The sequence below is a fragment of the Tardiphaga sp. OK245 genome, from assembly GCF_900108575.1.
Lineage (GTDB): Bacteria > Pseudomonadota > Alphaproteobacteria > Rhizobiales > Xanthobacteraceae > Tardiphaga > Tardiphaga robiniae.
On record NZ_FNWZ01000007.1, the window covers coordinates 38,995 to 59,923 of the forward strand.

Here is a 20,929-nt window from a genome sequence, read left to right on the forward strand (position 1 = left end):
CGCGCGTTTTTTGTTTCCCATGACAGACCGGTCGGTGTCATCACGCAGCCGGCATTCGCACAGCGCTTTGAGACGTTCCAAAACGTGATGTCGGAGGTTGCAGGCGATGCAGATAAAGCGCTGTAGCTTTGCCGATCACAATAAATCGATCTAGAGCAAAACCAAACTGCTGCGGGTTAGCGCGAGCAGGTAAGCTGGTCCGCCAAACCTCTGTAAATTAAGGCATCTTTCAGCTTTTATTAAGGCGTCAAGCATGCCGTTGCGCCAATCCAGATCGTGTCGGGTTGTCGATTGCTGTGGCGAATGGGTGACAGCATTTTACGCAAAAGCTGTCTAAGTCCACGCCATAGACGGAGCGAACGCGCTCTCGCTCTAAAATGGTTTTCTGGAGAAGAAGAAAATGAAGAACTTCCTGATGGGCACCGTTGCCCTGATCGCCCTGGGCGCCTCGGTTCCGGCAATGGCCGCTGATCTGGCTGCTCGTCCCTACACCAAGGCTCCGGCTTACGTTGCCGCTCCGATCTACAACTGGACCGGTTTCTACATCGGCGGTCACGTCGGCGGCGCGTTCAACGGTTCGAACGGCTTCGGCGGCACCTCCGACAATTCGGATGGCCGTTTCCTCGGCGGTCTGCAGATCGGCGCTGACTACCAGTTCGCTCCGAACTGGGTCGTTGGTATCGAAGGTCAGTACAGCTGGGTTGGTTCGAACAACACCAACGTGCTGTTCGCCGGCTCGGGCAACACCTACAACCTGAACCAGAAGGGCCTCGGCTCGGTGACCGGTCGCATCGGTTACACCTGGGGTCCGGCACTGCTCTACGTGAAGGGCGGCTACGCTTACTCCGACTACAGCGAATCGCTGGTCAACGTTGCGGGCGCTCCGGTCGCCTTCACGAGCGGCACCAAGCATGACGGTTACACCGTCGGCGCCGGCCTCGAATACCTGTTCACCCAGAACTGGTCGGGCAAGGTCGAGTACCAGTACTACGACTTCGGCAGCACCAACCTGTCGCCTCTCGCAACGGGCATCGTTGGCGGCGCTTCGTCCAAGAACGACGAGCACACCGTCAAGGCTGGCCTGAACTACCGCTTCAACTGGGGTGGCCCGGTTGTTGCGAAGTACTGAGCTTCGCGCCTGATTTCAGGCTCTTAACTACGGAAAGGCCGGCGGAAACGCCGGCCTTTTTCGTTTTACCCTTTGGTAACCTCGCAAGCCCCGCGACAGCCAAAGGTTGCCGATTTACCCGAATATTAACTCGGTACCTACATACTCTCTACGCGATCCGCCACCAGGACGGTGGACGCGGGGGAATCAATGGCACTGACGTCGTTCATCGGAAAATTCGGACGGTTTCGTTTCTCGCGGCCCCGTTGGGGCATTCGCGGCAGCCTGTTCGCCGCCTTCGCTGTTATCGCGGGCATGGCGATCCTGATCAGTGCCGGTGCCGGCATGATTCTCGGTCAGCTCGGCGGCATGATGACGGACCTGAACGGCCGGGACATTCCGAAACTGACCGCCAGCCTTCAACTGGCCACCGCCAGCGAGAGCCTTGCCAGCCAGGGCCCGATGCTGCTGGCATCGAGCAGCCCCGACGTTCTGAAGGAACGCTCGCAGCGCATGCGCGATACGCACAAGATTGCAGTCGAGAAGCTCGACACCATCGCCAAGCTCGGCGCCGACAAGGCCGTGGTCGCCGCCCTGGCCGATACCGTCAAGAACATCGAAGACACGATTCGCAGCCTTGGCGCTGCCACCCAGGAACGTCTCGACGCCGTCGCCCAACATCAGAAGCAATACGACTCCCTGCGCGCCGCTGCAGCAAACTTCGTCAAGATGTCGGAGCCAGCCGCCACCGACGCCCAGAACGTGATGAACGACACGCTGCGGGCAACAGTCTTCTCGGCCGAAGATTCGGGCGAAGCCGCGCGAGTCATCGTGCAGGTCGGCGAGGTCGTCGCCAGCACCAACCTGATCTCGTCCGATCTGATGGCCGCACTGTCGGCCGGCTCGTCCGAAGCGCTCTCTCCGATCGAAGACAACTTCAAGGCCGCACAAGCTCGCGTCAAATCGAATCTCGATGCCCTCGTCGGCATCAAAGGGACCAAAGAACTCAAGGAAGCCGCCCTGCAGCTGCTGGCGATCGGCGACGGCAAAAACAGCGTCTTCAAGGTGCGCCAGAAAGAGATGGACACCGTCGAATATGGCGAACTCATTCTCGACGAGACGCGCAAGCTCAATGTCGGCCTCGGCATGAGCGTCAAGCAACTGGTCGACAAGGTACGCAGCGAAACCGATGCCGCCACGACACAGGCACAGACGACAATCACGCTGGCGACGCAGGTGATGCTCGGCCTCGGCGCGCTGACGCTGATCGGATCGGCATTGTTCGTCTGGCTCTATGTCGGCCGCAGCATCCTGCGCCGGCTCGCGCAATTGCAGCGCGCGATGCAGCGGCTGTCCAGCGGAGATCTCGACACCGAGATCGCCCGCAGCCGCCAGCAGGACGAAATCGCGGCGATGGCAGGCACGCTCGAAGTGTTCCGCGACAGCATGATCAACGCCCGCACGCTCAGCGCGGAGCAGGATCAGGACCGCATCGCCAAGGGCGAACGCACGTCGCGCATCGAAGCCCGCATCGTCGACTTCGAGAGCAAGGTGCGCACCGCTTTGGAGAAGCTGCAGAGCTCGGCCGATTCCATGCAATCGACCGCACAGAGCATGACGGCTACGGCCGATCGTTCCAGCGCGCTGGTCAGCGCCGTCGCGTCGGCCGCAGAGGAAACCTCGGTGAACGTCCAGACGGTGTCGGCCGGGACCGAGCAACTGTCGTCATCGATCAACGAGATCAGCCGACAGGTCGTCACGTCAACCGAAATCGCCGCAAAGGCCGTCAACGAGGCCGGCGAAACCGATGTAACGATGCAGGGCTTGGCCGACAACGCCAATCGCATCAGTGTGGTGATCGATCTGATCCAGACCATCGCGTCGCAGACCAACCTCCTGGCGCTCAACGCGACCATCGAGGCGGCACGCGCGGGCGACGCAGGCCGGGGCTTCGCCGTGGTGGCTTCGGAAGTGAAGAGCCTTGCCGATCAGACCGCAAAGGCCACCGACGAGATTCGCACGCAGATCGTCTCGATGCAGCAGGTCACGTCCACCGCCGTCGGAGCGATCCGCAACATCGGGCAGACCATCGCCGAGATCAATCATGTGAGTGCCGCCATCGCCACCGCCGTCGAACAGCAAGGTGCGGCAACACGCGAGATCGCGCGCAACATCCAGCACGCCGCCGGCGGCACCAGCGAAGTGTCGAGCAACATTGTCGGCGTCAGCGATGCATCGACGCAGGCCGGCACGGCTGCCAACGACGTGCTCGGCGCCTCGGGCGAATTGCGCCGCGAGGCCGACGTTCTTCGTGGTGAAATCGACGAATTCCTGTCGAGCATCCGCGCGGCATAGGAGCGGCGATCCAGCGCATGGCTGCACCCGGCCAGCGTCATTGCTCCAACCCTCAAAATCATGGACTGCTTTCGCAGCAGCCCATGATCGGTGGCTGCGCAGAATGTAAGGATTGCGTGAATGCCCCCAACTCCCTCTGCATGGACATCGACCGAACTGCGCCACGACTGGCAACGCCATGAAGCCCAGGCACTCTATGATTTGCCGTTTGCAGACCTGATTTTTCAGGCGCAGAGCACCCACCGCAGCAATTTCGATCCGAATCACGTCGAGACTGCGAGCCTGCTCAGCATCAAGACCGGCGGCTGCGCGGAAGATTGCGGTTATTGCTCGCAAAGCGCGCACTACAACACTGACGTCAAGGCGACCAAGCTAATGGACCGCGACGCCGTGGTTGCCACGGCGCAGCGCGCAAAGGATGCCGGTGCGAGCCGCTTCTGCATGGCCGCGGCCTGGCGCAATCCCAAGGACAAGGATCTCGACCGCGTATGCGACATGGTCAGCGCGGTGAAGGATCTCGGCCTCGAGACCTGCGCGACGCTGGGCATGCTCACGGAAGATCAGGCCAAGCGCCTGCAGGACGCCGGCCTCGACTTCTACAATCACAATGTCGATACCTCGCCGGAGTTCTACGGCAAGATCATCACCACGCGCACGATGGAAGATCGCATCGAGACATTAGCGCGGGCGCGCCATGCCGGCCTCAAGGTCTGCTGCGGCGGTATCATCGGCATGGGCGAGCAGGTCGAGGATCGCTTGGGCATGCTGATGCTGCTGGCCAACCTGCCGCATCATCCGGAGAGCGTGCCGATCAATATGTGGAACGAAGTGAAGGGCGTACCGGTCAACGACACCGCCGAACGCCCGGATCCGATCGCGCTGGTCCGCATGATTGCCGTGGCGCGTATCATGATGCCGAAGAGCGTGGTGCGGCTTTCCGCGGGACGGCAATATATGACCGATGAACTGCAGGCGCTGTGCTTCGTCGCCGGCGCCAATTCCATCTTCATCGGCGACGTGCTGCTGACCACGAAAAACCCCCAGACCGACCGCGACGCTAACCTGCTGGACCGGCTCGGCATGACCTCGCGGCTCGACGACGTGAGCGGAAAGAGCACGGCGACTCCGCCGGTTACCGCTTCAGCACAGGCCGATATGCGCGCCAGCGCATAAACCCATGCCCTGCGCCAGCCGAATTTGTGCTGGCGCAGGGGTCCTTGGCCCGCTAAGCCGGATGAAAAGGACATTGTGACAGAACCGATGCATTCGAAAACAGACGCCAGCACAAAGCCAGCGGATGACCTCCGCTATCCCTGGGAGAACCATCCCGGGACCGATCAGGTGGTCGAAATTGCTCCGGGCGTTCTCTGGATCCGGCTCGACCTTCCGTTTCGCCTCAACCATGTGAACATCTATCTGCTCGCCGACGGCGACGGCTGGGCCATGGTGGATACCGGCATCGGCAATGACGCCACCATCGCTGCATGGACGAAACTGTTCGAAGGTCCGCTGAAGGGCAAGCCGATCAGCAAGGTGATCGTCACCCACGCGCATCCCGATCATGTCGGCCAGGCCGGCTGGATGGTGCAGCGGTTCAACTGCCCCTTCTATATGTCGCAAGTCGAATATCTGCAGGGCGTCTATCACCAGCACCGCCGCACCGAAGAGCGCATCGTCAATATGCGGCAGTTCTTCCATCGCCACGGCATGGATGCAGATATTACCGAGCAATTGCTCGGCCGCGGCCAGGAGTATCTGAAGAAGACGGTACCGCTTCCGGCCGCCTATCGCCGACTGTCCGATGGCGACGATCTCGTGATCGGCACGCGCACCTTCCGCGTGCTCACCGGCGCCGGCCATTCTCCAGATCAGGTGATGCTGTATTGCGAGGCCGACAAACTGTTCCTGTCGGCCGATCAGGTGCTGAGCAAGATCTCGCCCAATGTCAGCGTCTGGGCGCATGAGCCCGACGAGAATTCGCTCGGCTCATATCTGCATTCGCTGAAGCGCCTCGCTGATACGCTGCCCGATGACGTGCTCGTGCTCCCGGGTCACGGCGTGCCGTTTCACGGCCTCAAGATCCGCATCAAGCAGCTCGCAGACCATCACGAAGAGCGCTGCCAGATGATCGCCGCCGCATGCAAGGATACCGGCAAGACCTCGGCCGAGCTGGTGCCGGTGGTGTTTCACAAGCACAAGCTGGATGCCCACCAGACCGGATTTGCCGCCGGCGAATTGATCGCCCACGTCAATCACATGCTGGCGCAGAAGCGGCTGACCTCGACAATGGGCGCCGACGGCATGCTGCGGTTCAAATCGGCGTAACCTGCAGCGCAGCAAAAATTCGTGAATGACCTCAGGCTCTTGATGCACATCAAAAGCCGCGGCGCTTGGTCAAATTGACCAATTGCGCCTCGACAGCCAAGCTGGAAAAGCTCTAAAACGCACCTGACGCTGGGTTCGGGTTTCGTTTTTGGGTCTTTTGCGATGGATTACAGCAAGTTCTTCAGTGACGCGCTCAATCGTTTGCATGACGAGCGCCGCTATCGTGTCTTCGCCGACCTCGAGCGCATTGCCGGTCGGTTCCCGCATGCGGTCTGGCACACGCCGCAGGGTCCGCGCAATGTCGTGATCTGGTGCTCCAACGATTACCTCGGCATGGGCCAGCACCCGAAAGTGGTGGGCGCCATGGTCGAGACCGCGACCCGTGTCGGCACCGGCGCCGGCGGCACCCGCAACATCGCAGGCACCCATCATCCGCTGGTGCAGCTCGAGGAAGAACTCGCCGACCTCCACGGCAAGCAGGCAGCACTGCTGTTCACCTCGGGCTATGTCTCGAACCAGACCGGCATTTCGACGCTCGCCAAGCTGATGCCGAATTGCCTGATCCTGTCCGACGCGTTGAATCATAACTCGATGATCGAAGGTATCCGGCAGGCCGGCTGCGATCGCGTTGTGTTCCGCCATAACGACGTCGCGCATCTCGAAGAACTGCTGAAGGCTGCCGATCCCGCGCGGCCGAAATTGATCGCCTGCGAGAGCCTGTATTCGATGGACGGCGACGTCGCGCCACTGGCTGCGATCTGCGATCTCGCCGAACGTTATGGCGCGATGACCTATGTGGATGAAGTCCACGCGGTCGGCATGTATGGCCCGCGCGGCGGCGGCATCGCCGAGCGCGACGGCGTGATGCACCGCATCGACGTACTCGAAGGCACGCTGGCCAAAGCCTATGGCTGCCTCGGCGGCTATATCGCAGCAAACAAGGACATTGTAGACGCCGTGCGCTCCTATGCGCCGGGCTTTATCTTCACCACCGCGCTGCCGCCGGCGATCTGCTCGGCCGCGACCGCAGCGATCAAGCACCTGAAGAGCTCCAGCTGGGAGCGTGAGCGCCATCAGGATCGCGCTGCGCGGGTCAAGGCGATCCTCACCGCCGCCGGCATTCCGGTGATGTCCACCGACACCCATATCGTGCCGGTGTTCGTCGGCGATGCCGAGCTCTGCAAGAAGGCCTGCGATCTGCTGCTCGAAGATCACGGCATTTACATCCAGCCCATCAATTATCCCACCGTCGCCAAAGGCGCCGAGCGCCTCCGCATCACGCCGTCGCCCTATCACGACGACGTGCTGATCGATCATCTCGCGGAATCGCTGCTGCAGGTGTGGGATGAACTCGGCCTGCCACTGCGCACCAAGGCGCTGGCGGCGGAGTAACAACATGCTCCGCCCCTCATGGTGAGGAGCGCGCCCTTGCGCGCGTCTCGAACCATGAGATGATGCGCACCGACGCTTCCCGCCATCCTTCGAGACGCGGCCAAGTGGCCGCTCCTCAGGATGAGGGCGGAGCTTGCTGCGGCTCACCTGAAGGACATCCCTTGGACATCATCTGGAAAGGTATTCTCGGCGGACTGCTCACCGCCCTGATTGCCTGGTTGTCCAAACGGGGCAACACGCTGCCCGGCATTCTGCCGTTGTTTCCGACCTTTGCGATCATTGCGCTCCTCATCGTCGGCGCAAAAGGCGACAGTGCGGGCTTCCGGGAAGCCTGCATGGCCGGCGCGAAGACCATTCCGGCCTATCTCGCTTTTCTCGGCATCTGCTATCTCACGGTCGGCACGTTCGATTACCGCCTCGCTCTGCTGGCCGGCGTGACCGCCTGGCTGTTCATTATCCTGATCGCCTTTTTCGGCCCGCGCTGGATTTAACGACGATCCGGCATTCCCCGGCGTCCGGCCAAATCCCTGTCGCCTGCACCGGCGCAACCGGCTAGATTTTCGCCTGACGGACGGGCTTGCGCCCGCCAAAGGGAGCACGCACGATGCTGCACGACTGGGGCGTGATTGTTGCCGCCCTCTGCTACATCGGATTTCTGTTTTGCGTCGCCAGCTATGGCGACCGGATCGCGCTGTTCCAGAGCGGCCGTGCCAAGGCCGTCATCTATCCGCTGTCGCTGGCGATCTATTGCACGTCCTGGACCTTCTTCGGCTCGGTCGGCGTGGCCAGCCGGACCAGCGTGGATTTCCTCGCGATCTATGTCGGCCCGATCCTGTTCTTTGCCTTCTTCTCGCCGGTGCTGCGGCGTGTGATCCATCTCGCCAAGACCCAGAACATCACCTCGATCGCCGACTTTATCGCCGCACGTTACGGCAAGAGCCAGGCCGTCGCCGCCACCGTGGCCGTGATCGCCATCATCGGCTCGGTTCCGTACATTGCGCTGCAGCTGAAAGCCGTCGCGTCATCGTTGGAAACGATCCTCGGCGAAGACAAGGCCATTGCCGGCGTTCCCATCGTCGGCGACATGGCGCTGGTCGTGACGCTCGCCATGGCGATGTTCGCCGTCCTGTTCGGCACGAGGCAGACCAATGCGACCGAGCATCAGCACGGCTTGATGCTCGCCGTGGCGACCGAATCCATCGTCAAACTGGTGGTGTTCATCATCGCCGGCGCCTTCGTGACATTCTGGATGTTCGGCCCCTCGGAGCTGGTCGAGCGCGCGATGAAGACACCAGAGGCGATGCGCGCCATCAACTATGTGCCGTCGTTCGGCAATTTCCTCACGATGGTGCTGCTGTCGTTCTGCGCCATCATGCTGCTGCCCCGGCAGTTTCACGTCAGCGTCGTCGAGAATTCCAGCGACTCCGAAGTGAGCCGTGCGCGCTGGCTGTTTCCTACCTATCTGATCGCCATCAACCTGTTCGTCATTCCGATCGCCCTGGCGGGCCTCGTGACCTTTCCGTTCGGCGCGGTCGACAGCGACATGTATGTGCTGGCGCTGCCGATCGAAGCCGGCTCCAGCGCACTCAGCATGGCGGTGTTCATCGGCGGTTTATCGGCTGCCACCGCGATGGTGATCGTCGAATGCGTTGCGCTGGCCATTATGGTGTCCAACGATATCGTGTTGCCACTGGTCTTGCGGCGCGGACCGCAGACGCAGAATGAGCAGACCGACTTCGGCAACTTCCTGCTGAAGGCGCGGCGGTTTTCGATCTTCGCCATCATGGTGATGGCCTATTTCTACTTCCGCGCGCTCGGCAATACGCAACTGGCCGCCATCGGCCTGCTGTCATTTGCCGCCATCGCGCAACTCGCTCCGGCTTTCTTTGGCGGGCTGATCTGGCGGCGCGCGACCGCCCGCGGCGCCATGGGCGGCATGGTGGTCGGCTTCATCGTCTGGGCCTATACGCTTTTCATCCCGAGCTTCCTTGAAGGCAGTACCGCAGGCGTCCTGTTCCTGCAGCACGGCCCGTTCGGTATCGAGGCGCTGCGGCCACAGGACCTGCTCGGCACTGAATTGCCACCGCTGCTGCACGGCACGCTCTGGAGCCTGTCGCTCAATATCCTGACCTATATCGTGCTGTCGCTGATGCGGGCGCCGTCGTCGATCGAACGGCTGCAGGCTGATGTCTTCGTGCCGAACACACTGGCGCCGATCACACCGGCATTCCGGCGCTGGCGGACCACGGTGACGGTGCAGGACATTCTCAGCACCGTGACCCAATATCTCGGCCCGGACCGCGCGCGCGAATCCTTCGATGCTTTCGCCACGCGTCGCCGTGTCGATCTCGATCCAGCCGCGCCTGCGGATTTCGAACTGCTGCAGCACGCAGAATATCTGATCGCGTCATCGATTGGCGCAGCCTCGTCCCGCGTGGTGATGTCGCTGCTGCTGCGCAAGCGTACGGTGTCGGCCAAGGCGGCCTTGAAGCTGCTCGACGATTCCCATGCGGCGCTGCATTTCAATCGCGAAATTCTGCAGACTGCGCTCAATCACGTCCGCCAGGGCATCGCCGTCTTTAACCCCGACCTGCAGCTCATCGTCTCCAACCGGCAGTTCGGCGAACTGCTCGGCCTGCCACCGCAGATCGTACAGATCGGCATTCCACTCCGGGAGATTCTGGAATTCATCGGCATCCAGAGCGCGTCGCCTTATGGCGACAACGAAACCCTGACGCAGGCGCGGTTGGCTGCCTACACCACCGAGGGCGAGCCTTATCTTGAACGTCTTCAGGACCGCCAGATCGTCATCGAGGTCCGCACCAACAAGATGCCCGATGGCGGGCTCGTGCTCACCTTCTCCGACGTCACGCCCAGCTTCGAGGCAGCAGAAGCGCTGGAGCGCGCCAATGCCACGCTGGAAAAACGCGTCCGCGACCGCACCGAGGAACTGACGCGACTGAATTCCGAACTGGCGCTCGCCAAGAGCACTGCGGAAGACGCCAATATCTCGAAGACCCGCTTTCTGGCCGCTGCCAGCCACGACATTCTACAGCCGCTCAATGCCGCACGGCTCTATGTCACCAGCCTGGTCGAGCGAAAGAGCGGCGGCGAGGATGCGCGGCTGGTCGAGAATATTGACGACTCGCTGGAGGCCATCGAGGAAATCCTCGGAGCGCTGCTCGACATCTCGCGCCTGGATGCGGGCGCCATGAGCCCTGCGATTTCCAGCTTCCGCATCGGCGACCTGATGCGTTCACTCGAGATCGAATATGCACCGATTGCACACGCCCGCGGCGTCAAGCTCACATTCGTGCCGTGCTCACTGCCCGTCGAATCCGATCGCCTGATGCTGCGCCGTCTCCTGCAGAACCTGATCTCGAACGCGATCAAATACACGCCGCATGGCCGCGTGCTGGTCGGTTGCCGGCGCCGCGGCAAGGCCTTGCAGATTGGCATCTACGATACCGGCGTCGGCATTCCGATCCTCAAGCGCGGCGAGATCTTCAAGGAATTTCACCGGCTCGAACAGGGCGCGCGGATCGCGCGTGGCCTCGGGCTCGGCCTGTCGATCGTCAAACGTCTCGCGCATGTGCTCAATCACGGCATCGCGCTGGATTCCAATCGCAGCGGCGGCTCGTTCTTCTCGGTGACGGTGCCCGTCGCCAAGGCGATCAATCACACTACCGCGGTCACCAGCGCGACGCCGCTGTCGAAGTCACCTATGTCGGGCACGCTCGTTGTCTGTATCGAGAACGATATGGCGATTCTCGACGGCATGAAGACGCTGCTGCAGGCCTGGGGAGCCGAGGTCGTCGCCGTCCCTGATCCGGAAGCCGCGATGAACGCGATTGCCGAAATCCAGGGCTCGGGCCGCCGCCTCACGGGTCTGCTGGTCGATTACCATCTCGACCGCGGCAACGGCGTCGCCGCGATCCGGGAAATCCGCAACCGTTTCGGCAAGGAGATCCCGGCCATCCTGATCACCGCCGACCGCAGCCCGCATGTGCAGTCCGCCGCGCGTCAGGACAAAATCGCGGTGCTGAACAAGCCGGTCAAACCGGCGTCGTTGCGCGCCCTGCTCGGACAATGGCGCACGCAGCAGATGATCGCGGCGGAATAATCCGATTATTGCGGCGTCTGCTCGCCCTGGCGCCACTGGCCGCCGGCGATCTTTGCGGCGGCGATGACGGCCTGGGTGCGGCTCTCGACACCGAGCTTCTGCAGGATCGCCGAGACATGCGCCTTGATGGTCGCCTCGGACACGCCGAGCTCATAGGCGATCTGCTTGTTGAGCAGTCCCTGCGACAGCATCATCAGCACGCGGACCTGCTGCGGCGTCAGCGTCACCAGCCGATCGCGCAGTTTGCTCATTTCCGGATCGGCTGCTGCGGACATGTCGACGTCCGGTGGAACCCAGACGTCGCCATCCATCACGCGCACGATGGCATCGCGCAGCGTATCGACGCCGAAGCGCTTTGGAATGAAGCCTGACGCGCCAAAGTCCAGCGATTGGCGGATCGTACCGACGTCATCGCTGGCGGAGACGATAACCACCGGAATCGCGGGATACTGTGCTCGGAGGTAAATCAGTCCCGAGAATCCTGATATCCCCGGCATCGACAGATCGAGCAGGATTAGATCGACGTCGGAATCCTGTTCCAGCAGTTTGGTCAGATCCTCGAATGTACCAGCTTCATCGACCGTGGTCGTCGGCAGCACACTGCTGACCGCCTGCCGCAATGCACCGCGGAACAACGGATGATCGTCGGCAATAATGAGGCGCGAGGGAGCGATAACGGTCATCAAAATCCATGCAAAAATCTTGCGGCGAACCAGCGACCGCGTTGAGACGACGCGCAAAAGCGCATTTCGCCACAAGTGTCCCCCGCGCGACAACGTCTTGCAAGCGTCCAATGCTGCCACGCGGTAAATTGGTGAACGCGAGTCATTGTGCGATGCAATATTTCATATGCACGCGCACGTCCGGAAAAACGTTTTCCGCCACTGCGACGTCTGCGCACAGCCCCTTGCGCACGGCCTAAAGTCGTATTGGGTCGCATTTCCCCGCAATGCTACCTTTTGCATCGAAGTTCTCTGCAATGAGCCGACAGAAGTTCGGCGCAGCGAGCGAGAAGCCACAATAAATTTTGCAACGGATTTGGGGAGCGATTCAAACATGTCCACCATCGCAGCAACATCGGCGAAAGCCCAAGGGATGACGAAGGACGAACGCTTCGTCATCTTCGCGTCATCGCTCGGCACTGTTTTCGAATGGTATGACTTCTACCTGTTCGGCTCGCTGGCCGGCATCATCGGCGCGCAGTTCTTCGGCGTGATCGATCCCGCCACCAAGCTGCCGATGTTCAATCAGGCCACGCGCGACATCTTCGCGCTGCTGGCCTTCGCCGCGGGCTTCATCGTTCGTCCGTTTGGCGCCATCGTGTTCGGACGCGTCGGCGACATCGTCGGCCGCAAGTATACGTTCCTCGTCACCATCCTCATCATGGGCCTGTCGACCTTCATCGTCGGCATCTTGCCTAATGCAGCGACCATCGGCATCGCGGCTCCGATCATCCTGATCGGCCTGCGCCTGCTGCAAGGCCTTGCGCTCGGCGGCGAATATGGCGGCGCGGCAACTTATGTGGCGGAACACTCGCCGGCCGGCAAGCGTGGCTACTACACGTCGTTCATTCAGACCACGGCCACGCTCGGCCTGTTCCTGTCGCTGCTGGTGATCCTGTTCACGCGGTCGGCGCTGGGTGAGCCTGAATTCGCCGCCTGGGGCTGGCGCATTCCGTTCCTGGTCTCGGTGGTTCTGCTCGGCATCTCGGTCTGGATCCGTCTGCGCCTGAATGAATCGCCCGTGTTCCAGAAGATGAAGGACGAGGGCAAGGGCTCCAAGGCTCCGCTCACCGAAGCCTTCGGCAACTGGAGCAACGCCAAGATCGTGCTGATCGCACTGTTCGGCGGCGTGATGGGCCAGGGCGTGGTCTGGTACACCGGCCAATTCTACGCGCTGTTCTTCATGCAATCGATCCTCAAGGTCGACGGTTACACCGCGAACCTGCTGATCGCGTGGTCGCTGCTGCTCGGCACCGGCTTCTTCGTGTTCTGGGGCGCCCTGTCCGACAAGATCGGCCGCAAGCCGATCATTCTGGCAGGCTGCCTGATCGCAGCGCTGACCTTCTTCCCGATCTTCCGGATGATCACCACCAACGCCAACCCGACTCTGGAAAAGGCGATCGAGACCGTGAAGGTGGAAGTTGTTTCAGATCCCGCGCTGTGCGGCGATCTGTTCAACCCGGTCGGCACCCGCGTGTTCTCCACACCTTGCGATACGGCCCGCGCCTATCTGGCCCAGTCGTCGGTCAAGTACTCGACCGCCTACGGGGCAGCGGGCTCGGGCGTGAAGGTCGTCGTCAACGGCAAGGACGTGCCCTACACCGCGGCTGCAGCGTCGAACCCGCAGGTTCTCGCAGCAGTTCAGGCGGCGGGCTATCCCAAGGCGGGCGACGCGCAGATCGTGAAGATGGCGCATCCGTTCGATATCTTCCGTCCGCAGGTCGCGGCGGTGATCGGACTGCTGTTCGTCCTGGTGCTGTTCGTGACCATGGTCTACGGGCCGATCGCGGCAATGCTGGTCGAACTGTTCCCGACCAAGATCCGCTACACTTCAATGTCGCTGCCCTACCACATCGGCAACGGCTGGTTCGGCGGACTTCTCCCGGCGACTGCCTTCGCCATCGTGGCCTCGACCGGCGATATCTATGCCGGCTTGTGGTACCCGATCATCTTCGCGGCAATCACCGTGGTCGTCGGCTTCTTCTTCCTGCCGGAGACCAAGGACGTCGATATCAGCGCGAACTAATCTCGCCCAGCCGGCAGCCAGGCTGCCGGCGGACACGACGACAACAAACGGCCGCGGAGCAATCCGCGGCCTTTTTTTTGTTTCGGCAGATCTGCGAGCGTCAGGTCGCGCCGACGAACTGCAGCACCACCTCGCGGCGATGCGGGCGGGCGCGGTGTTCGATCAGATAGATCCCCTGCCAGGTTCCGAGCGCGAGCTTGCCTGACAGAACGGGGATGTGCAGCGAGGTTGCGGTCAGCATGGCACGAACATGCGCCGGCATGTCGTCGGGACCCTCCGTATCGTGCGTCCAGTTAAAATCCTGAGGCGCAAGACGATCGAGCGTTGTCATGAGATCGACCAGCACGGAAGGATCGGCATTTTCCTGGATGGTGAGCGACGCTGAGGTATGGCGGATGAACAGCGTCAACGCACCTTCTCGGGCGCCGATCTCGCTCAGGAATTTGCCGACCTCGCGGGTGATATCGATGAAGCCGGCACCGGATGTCTGCACAGTCAGCAGTGACGACATCACGGTCTCGACACGAACTGAAGACGGCGCGCTGCGCGTAACGGATCTGGCAGATGTCATGAAGTCCCCTCTTGGCCAATTCCACCTTGACTGATGAACCAAAACGCCGAGATGGCGTTCCCACTTCAATCAGGATGGACAAGGGAAAACGCCATGAAGCCTAAAACATCAAGGGACATTCCGGGGCCGGGGCCACGCAAGGACGAACAGCGCGCACAGGAGAAAGCTGTCATCAAGGACGCAGACAACACCGATCAAGCCGACCGCGACGCCATTCATGGCGACGGCGACGATATCGGGCTCGACCGCAAATAAGAGCTGCGCACTGCGTTAATCGTCAGAGCTAACCACATCTGCGCGGTGAATTTCATCGCCCTCTTCGTTGCGGACGGAAATGGCGAAGTGCTTGCCGCGGAGCTCGGGCCTGATCTTGTAAATATCGCCTGCGAGCTTGTCGGCGACCTCAGCGGCCAGCAATTCATTGCGCAAAATCTGCCCGGAAGCGTCGGGCACGGTCGTCCCATCGACGAGATCAAAATAAAATCTCGGCATCAAAGTGCTCCCTTAAGTCGAAAAACGTACGATTTGGCTCCTCTCTGCTAGTACCGAATTATTCTCGATATCGCGGCAAAAGGCGCTGCGATAATACCAGTCAGCTATGTGAGCGCTGCCATCCGGCGCTAAACTCGCAGCGCTCAGATCTTCCCGAATCGCGCTGGATGCGGCTGGCCATGTCGACAAGGCGACGCCACGCGTTTTCGACAAAGGCCATCACCCGATCGACGTCGCGTTCGCTCGGCAGCGGAATCTCGATCTTCCTCTCGCCATCCGCACTCCCTGGTTTTCCGGGCTTCAGCGAATCCTGCTTCGGGAGCGCTTCATCGGTCTTGCCGGCGACGGCTGGACCGCGCTGGGCAAGCTCCGCCTTCAGTCTGTCGTTGTCCCTCTGCAACCGCCCGATCTCGGTATCGAGCGCGGCACGTTCATCCGGCAAGACATAGCAGGCCCAGCCGGATCCCTTATCCGTGCATGTCGAAACCGTGCCGGTGCGGGTATCCAGGCGGATGACGCCTTCAGCGATCGGCGACAGCGAATAACGGCCATTCTCGATGTCCGGGAGGGCCTGCGCAGACGCACTGACGATCCCGGCCATCAGAACCGCGCCAACCCGCGCGGCGTACCGCATGGGCTGTCCGGGAGAGGCAAAACGCACCACAGCATTCTTCATGGAGATGCTCCGCGTTGCGAGTTCGGGGCGAAAGCCGCCTTTACTCTCAGATGTGCTCAGATTTGAGATTTGAAAGGCGCCCGCTTCGCCTTCAACGCATCAGCCAGCAATTCGAGCCGGTCCTGCCCCCAAAATACTTCACCGTTGAGCACATAGGCCGGCGAGCCGAACACGTCAGCCGCAATCGCCTCCTGACGGTTCTGTTCGTATTTCGCAGCCACATCGCTCGACGCCGCGCGCTCTAGCAGTTTCGCGCCCGGCAGCCCCGAATCATCCGCCAGTCTGGTCAGCACGGCCGTGTCGCCGAGATTAAGCTGACCTTCCCAGACCGCAGGAAACGCGCGGCGCAGGAACGGGTCCGGATCGTGTCCGGCCTCGAGCGCCGCGATCACCAGACCATCAGCGAGTCGGCCATCGAATGGCCAGTTCTTCGGCTGCAAATGAAAATCGAGACCGCGTTTGTCGCGCCAGCGCTGCAATTCAAGCATCCGGTAGCGCTGCCGCACCGGATGACGCTTGCCCAGCGGAAGGCCGCCGGTTTCCGAAAACAGATCGCCGAGAAATACCGGCTTATGATTCACCTTGAGATCATAAGTACTTACGAGATCGCGAAAGAGCGTGTGGCCGATATAGGCCCAGGGCGATGGCAGCGAAAAATAGTAGTCGATCTCTTGAGACATTCCGGGCTCCGGCAGGGGCGTTTTCAAACTCTGCGGTACTCCAACAGAGCGCCCTGCGCCGTGCAAGATAGATCACCTCGAAAGTCATTCTTGCGCTGCGGCGATCCCGCGCAGCGGGATTCGAATTTCGTCAATAAAATCAAATGAATCAAAGCACTAACAGGCGATCAGCGAATCTTGACTTGGCAAGATGCGCTAAGTATGGTCCGCCCGGCTTTGAAGGGTGATGGGGCGTTATTTCCAGCATTTGCAGCGTTATTTCGAGTGTCGCAAGCATGACGAACGGCACACGGGACGATGACAGTGAACGCAGAAACGATGGCAAATCGTCTCCCGATGAGGCTGCGCTTTCCGCAAGGCTCGGAAGTCTGAATCAGCGTCTGTCCAAACTTCAGGATGAGCGCAAACTTCAGACTGACCAATCCGAAACTGGAAGCGGAAACGCGCAGTCCAGGGCATCGGCCATGGCGGTGGGTCTCCGTCTTTCTTCGGAACTGGTCGCGGGCGTCGTCGTCGGAACGATTCTGGGCTGGGGCTTCGATCGTTTGCTGTCGACATCGCCGTGGGGGCTGATCGTTCTCATGCTGCTTGGCTTCGTCGCCGGCGTGATGAACGTGATGCGCTCGGCTGGTGTCGGAAAAAAAGCGGAATAAGAAATTCGCGCCCAAGACCTCTGCGTCGTTGGCGCAGCATTTGAGTGCCGGCTGTCCGGCAAGGAAACGCCGGACGTTCCGGCCGAATTGAAAGACCGACGTGGATGGCCGATCCGATCCATCAATTTGAGATCCACAAGATCTTCACCCTGGGCCATATCGGCAATCAGGAAATCGCCTTCACCAACTCATCGGCCTATATGTTCGGCGCCGTCGCCGTCGTGTCGCTGCTGATGATCGGCGGCAGCGCCGGACGTGCGCTGATCCCGAGCCGCTTCCAGTCGGTCGCCGAGCTGTCCTTCGAATTCGTGTCGAATACGGTGCGCAGTAGCATCGGCGAAGAAGGCATGAAGTTCTTCCCGTTCGTGTTCTCGCTGTTCATGTTCATCCTGACGGCGAATCTGATCGGCATCATCCCCTATACCTTCACCGTCACCAGCCATCTGATCGTCGCCGTCGCGCTGGCATTGATGGTGTTCCTGACCGTGCTGCTCTACGGCCTCTACAAAAACGGTCTCGGCTTCTTCAAGCTGTTCGTGCCGCACGGTATTCCGATTTACATCCTGCCGCTGGTCACGGTGATCGAGGTGATCTCGTTCCTGTCCCGCCCGGTGTCGCATTCGGTCCGTCTGTTCGCCAACATGCTGGCCGGCCACATCACGCTGAAGGTTTTTGCCGGCTTCGTGACCTCGCTGAGCGCACTCGGCGCACTCGGCATTTTCGGTTCGGTGCTGCCGCTGGCCATGACCACGGCGCTGACCGCGCTGGAACTGCTGGTCGCCTTCCTGCAGGCCTATGTGTTCACGATCCTGACCTGCATCTATCTCAACGACGCACTTCATCCGGGCCACTAACCATCGCTTCTTAGTGTCCTGGCGGAATTCACCCTCAACCGTCTAAATCCCTATCCCAAGAAGGAGTTTTACTATGGATCCCATCGCAGCGAAGTACATCGGCGCCGGCATTGCTTGTCTCGGCATGGGTGGCGCTGGCATCGGCGTCGGCATGATCTTCAGCCAGTTCCTCAACGGTGCGCTCCGCAATCCGTCGGCTTCCCAGGGCCAGTTCGCGAACCTGATCTTCGGCTTCGCCGTGACCGAAGCGCTCGGCATCTTCTCGCTGCTGATCGCGCTGCTGCTGCTGTTCGCCGTCTAAGCTGAAAACGGATCCGGTTGCCGCTCCGTCCTGGAGCGCTTCCGATCGATAAGGAGACTGCTGTGGCTGAAGGTCAGGGCAAATCCAAGGGCGCCGATCACGGGACTGCCGCGCACACTGCGGCAGACGGTGGTCACAAGGCGTCGTTTCCGCCGTTCGAGAGCAACACCTTCGCTTCACAGCTGGTGTCGTTCGCGATCGCGTTCGGCTTGCTCTATCTGATCGTGTCGCGTCTGGCGCTGCCCCGCGTCGGCGGCGTGCTTGCGGCCCGTCAGCAGGTTCTCGATACGGACCTGAACGAAGCCGCCAAGCTCAAGGGCGATTCCGACGCTGCATTGAAGGCTTACGAAACCGAACTCGCCAATGCTCGCGCCAAGGCGCAGGCGATGGCGACCGAAGTTCGTGAGAAGCTCAATGCGGAACAGGAGCAGGCCAAGGCGAAGCTCGAAGAGAGCCTTGCCACCAAGCTTGCTGCAGCGGAGCAGACCATTGCCACCACCCGCGCAACGGCGATGGGCAATGTGCGCAGCATTGCTGCGGACACGGCCTCGGCGATCGTCGAACGCCTGACGGGCATCAGCCCGGATGCAGGCGCCGTCAACGCCGCGCTCGACGCGTCGCTGAAAGGATAAACGGATGTTCGGACTTCAAGCTGAATTCTGGGTCGCCGTCGCTTTTGTCCTTCTGATGGCGGTTTTCGGCTGGTTCGGTATTCACCGCACCATCCTGACGGCGCTCGACCACCGCAGCGTCCGTATCAAGCAGGAACTCGACGACGCCCGTCGCCTGCGTGATGAAGCCGCCGCGCTGCTCGCAGACTACAAAAAGCGTCATGCAGCGGCCGAGCGCGAAGCGCAGGACATCATCACGTCCGCCAAGGAAGAGGCCGAGCGCATTGCCGCGGAAGCCAAGACCAAGATGGAAGATTTTGTCGCTCGCCGCACCAAGAGCGCCGAAGGCAAGATCGCAATGGCGGAAGCCCAGGCTATCGCAGATGTTCGCGCAGCCGCAGCCGAAGCCGCAGTGAATGCCGCAGCCTCGGTACTGTCGCAGTCCGTAAAGGGCTCGGTGGCCGACGACCTGATCGCCAAGGGTATCGGCGAAGTTCGCTCCAAGCTGAACTAAGCGAAAGACTTCAAACTAAAAAAGCCGGCGCGAAATGATCGCGCCGGCTTTTTTGTTGGCTCGGATAACCCCTTAGCGCCGCTTGCGTGCGGGTGCCTGCGATTTCAGGGCCTGCGGATCGAAGCCGATATAGAAGATGTAGGAATCGCCTGCAGTGCCTGTGGGCACGGGATAAACAAGATCCTCACCGACCAGACTGAACGGCACGCTGGTCTCGCTGCCAATCTGCACATTGGTCTGGAACACCTTGGTGGCGATGGTCTTCGGCGTCACACCTTCCTGCACCACGGCGACACGCAGCGGCACATCGACCACTGCTGGCGCGCCGGCCGGCCCGACGATGACGCGGCCCTGGATGCCGATCTTGACCGAGATCTGACCGCCATTGAGATCGCAGGAGCGCGCTGTCCGGGTGATGGTGGCCTGAAAAGCCAGATCGTTGCCGACCGCAGGCTTGCCTGCGGCGCCGACCGCATAGGTCGAGGCGCCCGGCCGGATGCTGACGCTCGGGCAGGTCAGATCGTTCTCATCGGTCTGCGGCGACTGCGGCGCGCCGACCTCGGTGGACTTGCCCGAAAACAACTGGGTGAAGCGATCGGTCATCGACGGACTACCGCCGCCGCTGCTGCTCGGCGAACCGCCGCCAAACATACTGCCGCCGCCGCAACCGGCCAGCGTCAGGCTTGCTGCAGTGATCACCAGCAGGCCGCGGAGCGCGCCGGTGCGGCCGCTGATCGGCATCGAACGAATGTTGCGCATTGTGAAGATATCCCCGGAAATTCAGTCGTTTGCGCTGCCCCGCCCAAGGCGTGCGCAGGGCCTTATAACAGCGCAATGGCGGCGAACCCAAGGCACTTAACGAGGCGCTTGAGACAGGACAGATGCGCGCCATTGCGCCACATCCGGACATCGCGTTGCAGCAGAACTACCCGCGGAAGTCCTCATGCAGCATGCCGTAAAGCAGGTGATCCTGCCAGATGCCATTGATGCAGAGATAACGCCGCGCCAGCCCTTCGCGCGAGAAGCCACACTTCTCCAGCACCCGCACCGACGGCAGGTTGGTGGGAATGCAGGCCGCCTCGATGCGGTGCAGGTTCAACTCGCCAAACAACGTTGGCAACAACACCCGCAGCGCCGCGGTCATCACGCCCTGCCCGGTATAGGGCTGGCCGACCCAGTAGCCGATGGTGCCGGCCTGAACGATACCCCGGCGCACATTGGCCAGCGTCACGCCGCCCAGCAGCGTGCCATCGGACTCGCGAAACACCAGAAACGGATAGGCGCGATCAGCGGACGCATCGTCGGCATAGCGGCGCAGCCGGCGGCGAAAGCCGGAGCGCGTCAGGTCGTCTGACGGCCAGATCGGCTCCCACGGCGTGAGATAACCCCGGCTCAGCTCACGCAGATCGGCCCATTGCGGAAAATCGCTCATCACGGGCGCGCGCAATGCAACGCCGTAGCCGCGCGGCGCCAGCGCCGCCGGCATGCTCGATGGCAAACGAAACAGGGCCATAGGCTCGCTCCCT

Annotated in this window: 21 protein-coding genes; 14 read left to right on the forward strand and 7 right to left on the reverse strand. The window is 61.4% G+C overall.

Features of this window, described 5'->3' with window-relative positions; genetic code table 11:
- The first annotated feature begins 400 nt into the window (after window positions 1-400).
- From BLW80_RS27810 to BLW80_RS27840, 7 genes are all read left to right on the forward strand, one after another.
- On the forward strand, window positions 401-1,129 hold the full coding sequence (locus BLW80_RS27810) for an outer membrane protein (RefSeq protein ID WP_093761636.1): 729 nt from the start codon (window positions 401-403) through the stop codon (window positions 1,127-1,129).
- 189 nt (window positions 1,130-1,318) lie between these two features.
- The gene (locus BLW80_RS27815; protein ID WP_093761638.1) at window positions 1,319-3,463 is read left to right on the forward strand and encodes a methyl-accepting chemotaxis protein; all 2,145 of its coding nucleotides are present in this window, start codon (window positions 1,319-1,321) and stop codon (window positions 3,461-3,463) included.
- Window positions 3,464-3,583: 120 nt separating this feature from the next.
- Entirely contained in the window at window positions 3,584-4,636 is a 1,053-nt protein-coding gene (bioB, locus tag BLW80_RS27820) for a biotin synthase BioB (protein ID WP_093761640.1), read from the forward strand.
- An 87-nt stretch (window positions 4,637-4,723) separates the two neighbouring features.
- Entirely contained in the window at window positions 4,724-5,788 is a 1,065-nt protein-coding gene (locus BLW80_RS27825) for an MBL fold metallo-hydrolase (protein ID WP_089266847.1), read from the forward strand.
- A gap of 162 nt (window positions 5,789-5,950) precedes the next feature.
- Window positions 5,951-7,180: a 5-aminolevulinate synthase gene (hemA, locus tag BLW80_RS27830; protein ID WP_089266846.1), complete on the forward strand. Its 1,230-nt coding sequence runs from the start codon at window positions 5,951-5,953 to the stop codon at window positions 7,178-7,180.
- Window positions 7,181-7,239: 59 nt separating this feature from the next.
- Window positions 7,240-7,671 carry a GlpM family protein gene (locus tag BLW80_RS27835; RefSeq protein ID WP_244528474.1) on the forward strand — a complete coding sequence of 144 codons (432 nt, stop codon included), beginning with the start codon at window positions 7,240-7,242 and terminating at the stop codon, window positions 7,669-7,671.
- A 113-nt stretch (window positions 7,672-7,784) separates the two neighbouring features.
- Window positions 7,785-11,303: a PAS domain-containing hybrid sensor histidine kinase/response regulator gene (locus tag BLW80_RS27840; protein WP_093761642.1), complete on the forward strand. Its 3,519-nt coding sequence runs from the start codon at window positions 7,785-7,787 to the stop codon at window positions 11,301-11,303.
- 5 nt (window positions 11,304-11,308) lie between these two features.
- Here the strand turns inward: BLW80_RS27840 and BLW80_RS27845 are convergent, their stop codons facing one another.
- Complete coding sequence (locus tag BLW80_RS27845; RefSeq protein WP_068732722.1) at window positions 11,309-11,986, reverse strand: response regulator; 678 nt, start codon at window positions 11,984-11,986, stop codon at window positions 11,309-11,311.
- Between the two features lie 412 nt (window positions 11,987-12,398).
- Between BLW80_RS27845 and BLW80_RS27850 the strand changes: the two genes are divergently transcribed.
- Complete coding sequence (locus tag BLW80_RS27850; RefSeq protein WP_374725619.1) at window positions 12,399-14,051, forward strand: MFS transporter; 1,653 nt, start codon at window positions 12,399-12,401, stop codon at window positions 14,049-14,051.
- 100 nt (window positions 14,052-14,151) lie between these two features.
- Here BLW80_RS27850 and BLW80_RS27855 read toward each other — a convergent pair whose 3' ends face one another.
- Entirely contained in the window at window positions 14,152-14,622 is a 471-nt protein-coding gene (locus BLW80_RS27855) for a secondary thiamine-phosphate synthase enzyme YjbQ (protein ID WP_093761644.1), read from the reverse strand.
- A 93-nt stretch (window positions 14,623-14,715) separates the two neighbouring features.
- Between BLW80_RS27855 and BLW80_RS30550 the strand changes: the two genes are divergently transcribed.
- Window positions 14,716-14,877, forward strand: a complete 162-nt coding sequence (locus tag BLW80_RS30550; protein ID WP_170849831.1) for a hypothetical protein — start codon at window positions 14,716-14,718, stop codon at window positions 14,875-14,877.
- A gap of 15 nt (window positions 14,878-14,892) precedes the next feature.
- On the opposite strand, the gene BLW80_RS27865 is transcribed toward BLW80_RS30550, so the two are convergent.
- The 3 genes from BLW80_RS27865 to BLW80_RS27875 all read right to left on the reverse strand — a co-directional run bounded on the left by BLW80_RS27865 (window position 14,893) and on the right by BLW80_RS27875 (window position 16,470).
- Entirely contained in the window at window positions 14,893-15,114 is a 222-nt protein-coding gene (locus BLW80_RS27865; RefSeq protein ID WP_068732634.1) for a DUF6894 family protein, read from the reverse strand.
- 100 nt (window positions 15,115-15,214) lie between these two features.
- Window positions 15,215-15,748: a hypothetical protein gene (locus BLW80_RS27870; RefSeq protein ID WP_093761818.1), complete on the reverse strand. Its 534-nt coding sequence runs from the start codon at window positions 15,746-15,748 to the stop codon at window positions 15,215-15,217.
- Window positions 15,749-15,846: 98 nt separating this feature from the next.
- Window positions 15,847-16,470, reverse strand: a complete 624-nt coding sequence (locus BLW80_RS27875; protein ID WP_093761648.1) for a 2-hydroxychromene-2-carboxylate isomerase — start codon at window positions 16,468-16,470, stop codon at window positions 15,847-15,849.
- 275 nt (window positions 16,471-16,745) lie between these two features.
- On the opposite strand from BLW80_RS27875, the gene BLW80_RS27880 reads away from it, so the two are divergent.
- From BLW80_RS27880 to BLW80_RS27900, 5 genes are all read left to right on the forward strand, one after another.
- Window positions 16,746-17,123 (forward strand): AtpZ/AtpI family protein, encoded by a 378-nt coding sequence (locus tag BLW80_RS27880; RefSeq protein ID WP_089266840.1) that lies wholly within the window; start codon window positions 16,746-16,748, stop codon window positions 17,121-17,123.
- Window positions 17,124-17,227: 104 nt separating this feature from the next.
- Window positions 17,228-17,977, forward strand: coding sequence for a F0F1 ATP synthase subunit A (locus BLW80_RS27885; protein WP_089266839.1), 750 nt, complete (start codon window positions 17,228-17,230; stop codon window positions 17,975-17,977).
- A 73-nt stretch (window positions 17,978-18,050) separates the two neighbouring features.
- On the forward strand, window positions 18,051-18,278 hold the full coding sequence (locus tag BLW80_RS27890) for a F0F1 ATP synthase subunit C (RefSeq protein ID WP_068732626.1): 228 nt from the start codon (window positions 18,051-18,053) through the stop codon (window positions 18,276-18,278).
- 62 nt (window positions 18,279-18,340) lie between these two features.
- A complete protein-coding gene (locus BLW80_RS27895; RefSeq protein ID WP_089266933.1) occupies window positions 18,341-18,910 on the forward strand; it encodes a F0F1 ATP synthase subunit B family protein in 570 nt (189 codons plus the stop codon).
- A gap of 4 nt (window positions 18,911-18,914) precedes the next feature.
- Window positions 18,915-19,403, forward strand: a complete 489-nt coding sequence (locus BLW80_RS27900) for a F0F1 ATP synthase subunit B family protein (protein WP_068732624.1) — start codon at window positions 18,915-18,917, stop codon at window positions 19,401-19,403.
- A gap of 72 nt (window positions 19,404-19,475) precedes the next feature.
- On the opposite strand, the gene BLW80_RS27905 is transcribed toward BLW80_RS27900, so the two are convergent.
- Together BLW80_RS27905 and BLW80_RS27910 are read right to left on the reverse strand one after the other, a co-directional pair.
- Window positions 19,476-20,162, reverse strand: coding sequence for a hypothetical protein (locus tag BLW80_RS27905; RefSeq protein ID WP_244528475.1), 687 nt, complete (start codon window positions 20,160-20,162; stop codon window positions 19,476-19,478).
- Window positions 20,163-20,328: 166 nt separating this feature from the next.
- Window positions 20,329-20,916, reverse strand: coding sequence for a GNAT family N-acetyltransferase (locus BLW80_RS27910; protein ID WP_068732622.1), 588 nt, complete (start codon window positions 20,914-20,916; stop codon window positions 20,329-20,331).
- Window positions 20,917-20,929 lie beyond the last annotated feature (13 nt).

What these genes read in the sequence shown, in the direction of transcription:
- BLW80_RS27810 (WP_093761636.1), top strand. Translation starts at nt 401, where the DNA reads ATGAAGAACTTCCTGATGGGCACCGTTGCCCTGATCGCCCTGGGCGCC.
- BLW80_RS27815 (WP_093761638.1), top strand. Translation starts at nt 1,319, where the DNA reads ATGGCACTGACGTCGTTCATCGGAAAATTCGGACGGTTTCGTTTCTCG.
- bioB (WP_093761640.1), top strand. Translation starts at nt 3,584, where the DNA reads ATGCCCCCAACTCCCTCTGCATGGACATCGACCGAACTGCGCCACGAC.
- BLW80_RS27825 (WP_089266847.1), top strand. Translation starts at nt 4,724, where the DNA reads ATGCATTCGAAAACAGACGCCAGCACAAAGCCAGCGGATGACCTCCGC.
- hemA (WP_089266846.1), top strand. Translation starts at nt 5,951, where the DNA reads ATGGATTACAGCAAGTTCTTCAGTGACGCGCTCAATCGTTTGCATGAC.
- BLW80_RS27835 (WP_244528474.1), top strand. Translation starts at nt 7,240, where the DNA reads ATGATGCGCACCGACGCTTCCCGCCATCCTTCGAGACGCGGCCAAGTG.
- BLW80_RS27840 (WP_093761642.1), top strand. Translation starts at nt 7,785, where the DNA reads ATGCTGCACGACTGGGGCGTGATTGTTGCCGCCCTCTGCTACATCGGA.
- BLW80_RS27845 (WP_068732722.1), bottom strand. Translation starts at nt 11,986, where the DNA reads ATGACCGTTATCGCTCCCTCGCGCCTCATTATTGCCGACGATCATCCG.
- BLW80_RS27850 (WP_374725619.1), top strand. Translation starts at nt 12,399, where the DNA reads ATGACGAAGGACGAACGCTTCGTCATCTTCGCGTCATCGCTCGGCACT.
- BLW80_RS27855 (WP_093761644.1), bottom strand. Translation starts at nt 14,622, where the DNA reads ATGACATCTGCCAGATCCGTTACGCGCAGCGCGCCGTCTTCAGTTCGT.
- BLW80_RS30550 (WP_170849831.1), top strand. Translation starts at nt 14,716, where the DNA reads ATGAAGCCTAAAACATCAAGGGACATTCCGGGGCCGGGGCCACGCAAG.
- BLW80_RS27865 (WP_068732634.1), bottom strand. Translation starts at nt 15,114, where the DNA reads ATGCCGAGATTTTATTTTGATCTCGTCGATGGGACGACCGTGCCCGAC.
- BLW80_RS27870 (WP_093761818.1), bottom strand. Translation starts at nt 15,748, where the DNA reads ATGCGGTACGCCGCGCGGGTTGGCGCGGTTCTGATGGCCGGGATCGTC.
- BLW80_RS27875 (WP_093761648.1), bottom strand. Translation starts at nt 16,470, where the DNA reads ATGTCTCAAGAGATCGACTACTATTTTTCGCTGCCATCGCCCTGGGCC.
- BLW80_RS27880 (WP_089266840.1), top strand. Translation starts at nt 16,746, where the DNA reads ATGACGAACGGCACACGGGACGATGACAGTGAACGCAGAAACGATGGC.
- BLW80_RS27885 (WP_089266839.1), top strand. Translation starts at nt 17,228, where the DNA reads ATGGCCGATCCGATCCATCAATTTGAGATCCACAAGATCTTCACCCTG.
- BLW80_RS27890 (WP_068732626.1), top strand. Translation starts at nt 18,051, where the DNA reads ATGGATCCCATCGCAGCGAAGTACATCGGCGCCGGCATTGCTTGTCTC.
- BLW80_RS27900 (WP_068732624.1), top strand. Translation starts at nt 18,915, where the DNA reads ATGTTCGGACTTCAAGCTGAATTCTGGGTCGCCGTCGCTTTTGTCCTT.
- BLW80_RS27905 (WP_244528475.1), bottom strand. Translation starts at nt 20,162, where the DNA reads ATGCGCAACATTCGTTCGATGCCGATCAGCGGCCGCACCGGCGCGCTC.
- BLW80_RS27910 (WP_068732622.1), bottom strand. Translation starts at nt 20,916, where the DNA reads ATGGCCCTGTTTCGTTTGCCATCGAGCATGCCGGCGGCGCTGGCGCCG.